This is a genomic window from Ralstonia sp. 110700041-2, assembly GCF_056280165.1.
In genome coordinates, this window is sequence record NZ_JBSFAI010000031.1 from 1 (window position 1) to 7,838 (window position 7,838).

The following is a 7,838-nucleotide window of genomic DNA, read 5'->3' on the forward strand; positions in this document are numbered from 1 at the left end:
ATAATCTGTTCTTCGGTGAATCGCTTCTTCATGACCGTTCCTCTCTTGGGAACGGACTCTACATCGTCAACGTACTAATCGCGGGGAGCAGGTCAATGGGCATCGATCGAATCGCTTTTACCACCGGCGAAGCCACGGCGCTTCCGCTACCCCGGGCGCAAACCACTTCCCGACCGGATTGTCTTGACGGGCATCCTGTTCGTGCTCAAGACCGGTATCCGTTGGAACCAACTGCCGACGGACATGGGTTGCGGATCGGGGGTCAGTTGCTGGCGTCGGCTGCGCGAGTGGCAGCAGGCTGGCGTGTGGGACCGGCTGCACGCGGCCTTGCTGGTGCACGGGAGTGCGGCAGAACGCATCGACTTGTCGCGTGCGACGACCCACTCCAATTCAGTTCGAACCATCGGTTCCAGCGAGCGGTCGATGTAAACGCCGCAAGTTGACCTTGGCCACGCTTCGTGTCTTGCTGAAATGAGCAGCAAGTCGGCGAGGGTGGGGCTAGCGTCAGATAGGTGAACGCTGCCTGCGTCGGCGTCGTATCCACGACCGCATGCCTGTGAGTGCAAGCACCGGAATAGTGGCCATCGCGCAGAACAGCAGTGTCTGTCCTAGCAAGCCACCCACATAGCCCATATGCAGCGAAACCAGCCATCGATAGACCTTGTAGCCAGGGGAGCTTGCTGAATAGGGCTCGTATCTTAGAGTGCCGGCGCTGACTGGGTCCAAGTACAGCATTGTGCGTGCATTCGGGTGAGGTGCGTCACGTTCGATCACGCTCACCTCGACTGGATCGCCCGCCTTGCGCGGATAAACGATAGTGATCGTCTCGGCGTCCGGTACCACCTGGAGTGTCCGTGACAACAGTGCTTCGCCTCCCGCCGGACGTCCCATTTTGATGGCGCGCGGCTTTTTTTCTGGCGGCGACGATAGGGTCACGTCATAGACTAGCTGCCTTGCCCAGTTGAATGTCATGGTCCACGAGGCCATCGCACTGACTAGCAAGACCAGCGCCGCGTAGGCTCCCAGTGTACGGTGCAGCTTCACGTCAAAGGCCTGGCCCTCCAATCCGCGTGGCAGTCGAAACGCAATTTTCAACTGTGCTCGGCTCCGCGGCCACCATAGCGCCAACCCGCCCAGCACGAGCACAGTCCCCATCGCAAGGCTGATACTCCCTGCGACAAGCTCCGAGCGGTCGCCGTCTTTGATAAAGCGCCACCGATGCAGCAGTTCGAGGGTTCCGAAAAGGCCCCCCCAGCGCGATTGCTGACCCAGCACGGCACCAGTGCAAGCATCGACATATACACCCTGCAGGTCGGCGTAGCGGATAACAGTGGTGCCCCGACCTTCGGACGTGATTTCAATCTGTTGCAGGTTGCCGGTCGGATGCAGATGTCGCGAGTTCTCTATCAGCGTGTCCAATGACATGCGGCTTTCGCAGGATGACATCTGTTGCAGTGCAGGCTCGGCCCTCGGCTGCAATTGTGGCCGAAACACCAACGCGAGTCCGGTCAGCGCAAAGAATGTTGCGGCGAGACCGATGGTCATCCCGGTCCAGCGGTGGATGGTTGCCAGCCTTCTGCGAACCATGGGTGTCATGCTTGCTCCAATGCGCTATCGGGTTCCCGTAACGGGGCGTCGTTCCTGTGCGACGTGTGCGTTCTTTGCGCCGTAAGTGCGGCGTGACAAAGTTGAGGCACTGCCCCCCGCTGGGTCTGAGACCAGACATGCTCGTCTCGTTTGCTGAATGGAGGCTGAATGCTGTCTGAAACCAAGTTCACATTCGCGGTGACGTTGAGGACATCCACGGCCCATCGACCTGCGTTGGCCTATGGAAGACCTTTTGTGGCTCACATGTGATGAGGGGCAGGTCGTCGAAGCCTGAGCGTATGTCGCTCGCGACGGAGGCCAGCCAGACCTTCATACAGCTGGGTGGACCGATCACGCTGCCGATCCCGACGCGCTGCGCAGCATGCGCAGTACCAGCAGTAGCGTGCCTTCGTCGGGCTAGACTTCGATGCGCACGCGCGTGTTGACCACGGTGATCTCAATGGCGGACGGAGAAGCAGCATTGCCAGCTGGCGCTGAGCTCAAGCAACCTCTCTTGGTTCCGTTCGTTGCAACGTGGGCTACAACTCCCATTTATACACTGACGCATCGATTCGATGCGGCCGCCGAGCCATCCGTCGCGACCGTCGTCTGGGTTTTTTATCATGAGGGAGTGCCCGGCCTGTCGACTCGGCTTTTTTGCGGCATATGTCATGCGTGCCTGTGGATAACTTCTCGCACAGCTCTGCTGCGGTTCCCTCCCCTGGACCCCTCCCAGATGTCGGAAAGATATAAGCAACCCGAAAAGCTAAAAAGTGACGGACGAAGGCGCCAGTTCACCCGCTGCGCGGGTGAACTGGCGTACACAGGCAACGCGATTTGACAACAAGATGTTTGACAGAGGCTGTGGGATTGTTAGGGTTTTCTCTTTTGAATCAGATGGTTAGGTGGAATTTGACAGTAGGTGATTCCGCTAACCGTTCTGAAGGGTACTTTTAGAACGGTGTAAACAACGAGCCTGCAGCCCTTTGGGTTGCAGGCTTTTTTGTTGTTTACGTTTTCCGGTGAATTTTCCTACGCTCATTAGAGCGTTCGCCTGGGAGCGGGTAAACAATGCCCAACCCTTACGCCGTTAGAACTTTGAGGTGGTCCTCGGGGGTCTAGGCTCAACTACTACTTGAATGAAGTGGTGGGTAGATGGCTGAGTTCATCGCAAAGCGTGTCAGATTCCAGAATGGAGAGCACCACTCTGTTCTGACTAGACCCGGCGGCCTTCCGGTTCACGAAGCGGCCTTGTACCTCGCCAGACACCGCAAGCGTGGCCTGGCAGCCAACAGTATTCATAGCGTTTGCCGGGTGTTGGCCTTTCTATATCGGGAACTGGCTCAAGCCAACATTGACTTGCTCGAGCGGATCCGTCCGGGCAGTTTTTAACGGCACCCGAACTCAACCGGTTGGCCGAGGCCGCTCAGTACGGAGTCGATGATTCGGAGCATGCGGAAAAAGAGGGGCAACGTAGCCGAAAAGTCATCGACATCAAACGGATTCGCATGCGCCGCGGGCCGGCAGCAGTTGACGTGAAAGCAGTGAGTGAGGCCCGTCGCAGCGCTACCGACCTCTGAGGGAAATGCCACAGCTTGGTTGCTTCCCGCCAAGCGAGCGCATCATTCGACCCAAACCTCCGATTGCCTCAACAGCAAGCAACAACGGCAAAGGGCTCGCGGCACACGAAGAATTTTTCTCCCGCACGTTTTGCCTGCCTCTTGGCAGCTGCCGCCTGAGTTGCAATGACACTCGTGTCTATGGCGGCGCCCGCCTGAACCGGTACAACGCCTGCCGCGATGGTCACAAAGTTGTAGAAGCGAAGATTGCCGTGACGGTCCTCACTCTGAATGCCGCCGGCTTTGATGTCAGCCGGTGTGTAGAGCCCTACTGCTGATGCATCAAACTGTGCCATCGCCGTGCGAATGCGCGCTTCCCAGTCGGGGCTCTGGAAGAGGATAAAGAAGTCATCCCCACCAATGTGGCCCAGAAAATCACTTTGTCGGTCGCAGGCTTCGGCGAGGGTTTCGGCGGCGAGCTTTATCATCTTGTCACCTTGCCAATAGCCATACACATCGTTGAATGGCTTGAAGCTGTTAAGGTCACAGTAGCAGGCATGGAATGGCACGTCGCTTTCCAGGAGCCGATTCATGTGGATGTCGATTGGAATATTGCCTGGCAAGAAGGTCAGTGGATTTGCGTATCTCGCCGCTTCGATGCGTGCTTCAGTCACTGCGCGAACCAGGTCCTCTCCGGTTGCCAATCCGACGTACTGGCCTTGGTTGACGATGACCAGCCCTTCGGACAGATATCGCTGGTCGCCCAACTTCAACAGGCTCATCAACTGCTCCATCGTCGCACCTTGCTCGACGACGACCGGCGTCTGATTCGCAAATTCCATACAGGTCTTTCTGCCGTGCAGTTCCCGGCGATATGGGAAGGCATAGGCGTCGACAAATGCGTGCCGGCTAATCAGACCGACGGGGCGTCCATTCTCCACAACGGCAACCGCATGCAAGTTTGGATGCCGTGCAAAGAGACTCAGAACGTCATCATTTCGGGTGTTCGGTGAAACGCTGGGCGCGTTCAATAGCAGGCGGCTTGCTGAAAACGCACGTGGCGCATCTTGATTGGCATCCGGGGCAGGGGGCACGAAGTTGGTACGGAATGCATCCTGAACCGGCCAAGTCAACTCCGGCATCTCGCTCGGCTTTCCTAGAAGGAAGCCTTGTACATGGTTGATGCCCAGATTGCGGCAAACCGCCAGGTCTTCGCGATTTTCAAGCCCCTCCGCAATCAACTGCGCTTGCCCGGCCTTGGCAATGCTGTGCAGACTGCGCAGCACTTCTTGGCGGAAGGGCGACTTGGAAACGCAATCGGCGATCGAGCGGTCAACTTTGACATAGTCAGGCCGCAAGCCAATCCACAGGCTCAGATTTGCGTTGCCTGTGCCGTAATCGTCCAACGCCAACTGGGCACCTGCCTGACGTATCAAGCGTAGCGCATCTTGCAGGGACGACAGCGGATTCGGGCACGCCTGCTCCGTCAGCTCAATGACGATTCGCTCATGGGGGAACTGCATCGCTCCCAAGAAAGCCCAGACGTTATCTTTGTCGCAAGCAATTTCTCGGATGGCAGCAGCGCTCAAATTCAGGAAGAGCTTTCCTGGTAGCTGCGCCTTGGTGAAAGTACTGACGCTCAGCCTGGCCATGAAACGCTCCAGTGCAACCATACAGTGCTCGCGTTGGGCCTGCTCGAAGAGCGCTTGGGGTGATTCCAGACGCGAGCCTGCCGGGCCACGGGTGAGCGCCTCGTAGCCCAAGACCTCGCCGGACGATAGCGTTCCGATGGGCTGAAAGACCACGCGCAGGAGTTGCTTTTCCATGCACTCGGCAACAGACACGGTCATTTGGTAGCTCGACAAAGACATAGATGACGACAGGCAACCGCTGGCCGCCTCTGTACGACGTCGATGCGACCATCGACAACCAGGCTCCAGAAAGGTGCTGCACGCCTACTGAGCAGAGGGGAGAGACAATGGGTGGGCTGGGATGGGCAATGCGCCTGCCCCCTCCGCATCGCAACGCTGCTACCGGCACTTGGCTTGATTGCGGCACCACGACGGGATGCCCGACGCTTCACCTCGTTGTCGCCGCCAACATCCATCCTCTCCCGAAAAAAAAGGGAGACGCGGCGATGTCGCTGCGCCCGAAGGACGGGTGGCGGGAGAGAGGTGCGTCGCCGTCCGGTCGAGAATGTATGTGGGTGCGGAGGTGCGTGTCGAGAGTGTTTTTAAGTTTTCTTAGTTCAGTTGTTAAATGTACTAAATTCGAGAGCTGACATCAAACCGTCATATGCACGCATCCGCCCCGGACACGTGCCAAGAACCGGAACGGGTAGGCTGGGCCCTAAAATCAGGTTCAAGGTCCCTTCTGCGACCTATAAAACGTCAAGGCACGCATTCAAAGTGCTCGCTCCGGACTCCTTGGTCTGTGTAACCGACGCACATCGCATCCACACATTTTCCCGTGGTTGCGTTGACCTCTCTGCATCGCTCGACCTCGAAGCCTCCATGGACTGGGGGAGCACCACTTTTGACGTGGGTAGGCAGGGCCGTGAGAGGCGCGTCCTCAATAGAGGGGTTTGCAGGAGAGTCTTGGGCGGGCACAGCCGACTTCGTATTGGCGCTCGTCGGCGCAACCACCTGCGCCGATGCGCTGCCGCCTAATAATGCTAGCCCCATCAATAAAACCGTGAATGGGCGCACGTGCAAACGCTTTGGCATACCGGCCTCCCATCAATAACTGCCCTAGCATAAAACATGCTGCGAGAGCACAAAACATAATCATTCTCTCTCGCCTTGCTCACTATATTTAACAATTCTTAGATATGCGATTTAATTTATGCGGGAAATAATCTGATTCATTTGTGAAGCAATATAGTTAACTTCCATGAATCAATATTTTGCTTCGGCAAATAGCGTGGCTAGCTAGTGAGGCCTTCAGCTATCTCCGCCAAGCGCGCGGCCTGCGCGGAGGCGCGCCGGTAAGATAAAACGTTTGGCCTCCCAGCCTTGCTCTTTGAGTCACGCCGTAAGTCCAAGGACTTAAGGGGGGTAGCTGAGTGGCAGGTTGTCCCTGAGGAACTGATGAGAGGGGTGCGCGGCAAGGGGGCGAAAGAATGTCGCTGTAGGTGAGTCAGGTAGCGGTTGTCCGCTCTTCCGGTCAGGAGCAGCCAGTCCGCACAACTCGATGAGCCCATCGGCATGGCCAAGGAAATCGTTCACAATCAGGAACATCTGAACCTTGGCTGACGCCAGTGCACAAGTGACCGACTCAGAGCTTCGAGAGGAGCACTACGCTTACGTACTCGACATCTCCGACAGACTTCGATTGCCGCCCGATGTCGTGGCTCCGGTTTTTCGTGAGACGCTGCGAACATTGTCTGCTGGAGCAACTGTGGAAACCTACGTAGTCCTTCTTGCCGCCAAAAAGACGCTCTCAAAACTCAGGTCTACGGCTGGTGCCAACGGCACCTTCCACGACGAATTCTGATTGCGGCGGGTAGAGCTCAAAGAGATACCAGACCAGCGCTAGGCCCGCGCCGACGTCGCCTTTTCGTCGGTGACGATGAACTCGCCAACTGCCACGGTCCCGCGTCTAGGGCAACATTGAAGAAACCCCATACACGCCAGCAAGCTATGCCGGAAATATCGTCTTACGACCAGCGAGAGATTCAGGAATTCATGGGGTTAATCGCGCCGTGGGGCGCGGCATACAGGGATGCTACGTTTAGCTTCTTAGGCGTGAAGAATGGTGACCATGTCTGCCTTGCCCAAGGACATGTAATTCTTCCAACTGGCAAGCAATTGCCACCCTTGCTCGAAGTCGTACGCCGTCCATCTGGGCTGGCAGTATTCGCTTATCTACGCTCGGCCTTGATTGCAGCGGCCTTATTGATGCACTCGTTGGAGATGGGGTACAAACTGTATTTGGGGTTCGATCGGGCCAACCGGAGTCGGTGACGCTCCAGTAGCGACGTTGCTTGAGTGAATGACAAGTATGCTTACTCGCTAGGCAAATCGCTGCGGATTGCCGTGATGGTGAGGGGGCGGGTGAAGCATAGGATGTCCCTCGACATCCTGATGAAGTTAGATGAATATACGCGAATGCGGTTGCAACTTGGCGGGTTCGGTCGCTGATGATATGGCGTATGAAAAAATATTGGTCGTCCTGAATAAATCATTAAAAATAGTTTTTGCAAATAAAGCTATTATTGACGGTGGGCGAGGATAAGTGTGGTCAAATACGCAAGATTACAAAGTCTTCATGCGCGGATATTCCTCGTCATATGCGCGGCGGCATTCCCGCTGCTGATAGGTTCTGGGTACTATTTATATAAGCAATCTGAGCTGGTTCGCGTTGCTGCGCAGGTAGAGGCCAATCAATATCTCACGCTCGCCGCAGAGTACGCGCAGGCGGAAATTCTCGGCGCGGGAGAGGCTCTTGACGCAATTTCGGCAACGCCATCCATACAGAGCAGAAACTGGGCGCTTTGCAACGAGTATCTTCATAGGCTTGTCATCCAGCGTGCAGACCGCTATTCCAATATCGGCGTAGTCGATTTGAACGGAAATCTGCTTTGTAGCGGGGTCCCTGGGTAATGCCCCCGTTTTCCACAGTCGGCAGAAGTAGAAACTAAGCGGCCATGGCCAGCCGCTGCTTCGGGGTAAAGCCGCCCAATGCCATATT

The 7,838-nt window shown here is 56.5% G+C and carries 4 protein-coding genes and 1 pseudogene; 2 read left to right on the top strand and 3 right to left on the bottom strand.

All coding sequences use genetic code 11. The annotated features are described in order from the left end of the window. Positions 1-105 precede the first annotated feature (105 nt). A pseudogene (locus tag ACUXH0_RS26300) lies at positions 106-423 on the top strand (transposase); the annotation flags it as partial. An 81-nt stretch (positions 424-504) separates the two neighbouring features. Here the strand turns inward: ACUXH0_RS26300 and ACUXH0_RS26305 are convergent. Together ACUXH0_RS26305 and ACUXH0_RS26310 are read right to left on the bottom strand one after the other, a co-directional pair. Continuing rightward, positions 505-1,596: a PepSY-associated TM helix domain-containing protein gene (locus ACUXH0_RS26305; RefSeq protein ID WP_182594995.1), complete on the bottom strand. Its 1,092-nt coding sequence runs from the start codon at positions 1,594-1,596 to the stop codon at positions 505-507. Between the two features lie 1,639 nt (positions 1,597-3,235). Further along, positions 3,236-4,996, bottom strand: a complete 1,761-nt coding sequence (locus tag ACUXH0_RS26310) for an EAL domain-containing protein (RefSeq protein WP_182594996.1) — start codon at positions 4,994-4,996, stop codon at positions 3,236-3,238. Between the two features lie 1,396 nt (positions 4,997-6,392). Between ACUXH0_RS26310 and ACUXH0_RS26315 the strand changes: the two genes are divergently transcribed. Beyond that, positions 6,393-6,641, top strand: coding sequence for a DUF3562 domain-containing protein (locus ACUXH0_RS26315; protein WP_182594997.1), 249 nt, complete (start codon positions 6,393-6,395; stop codon positions 6,639-6,641). 839 nt (positions 6,642-7,480) lie between these two features. Here the strand turns inward: ACUXH0_RS26315 and ACUXH0_RS26320 are convergent. After that, the coding region (locus ACUXH0_RS26320) for a hypothetical protein (protein WP_476196445.1) at positions 7,481-7,838 on the bottom strand (358 nt) is incomplete at its 5' end.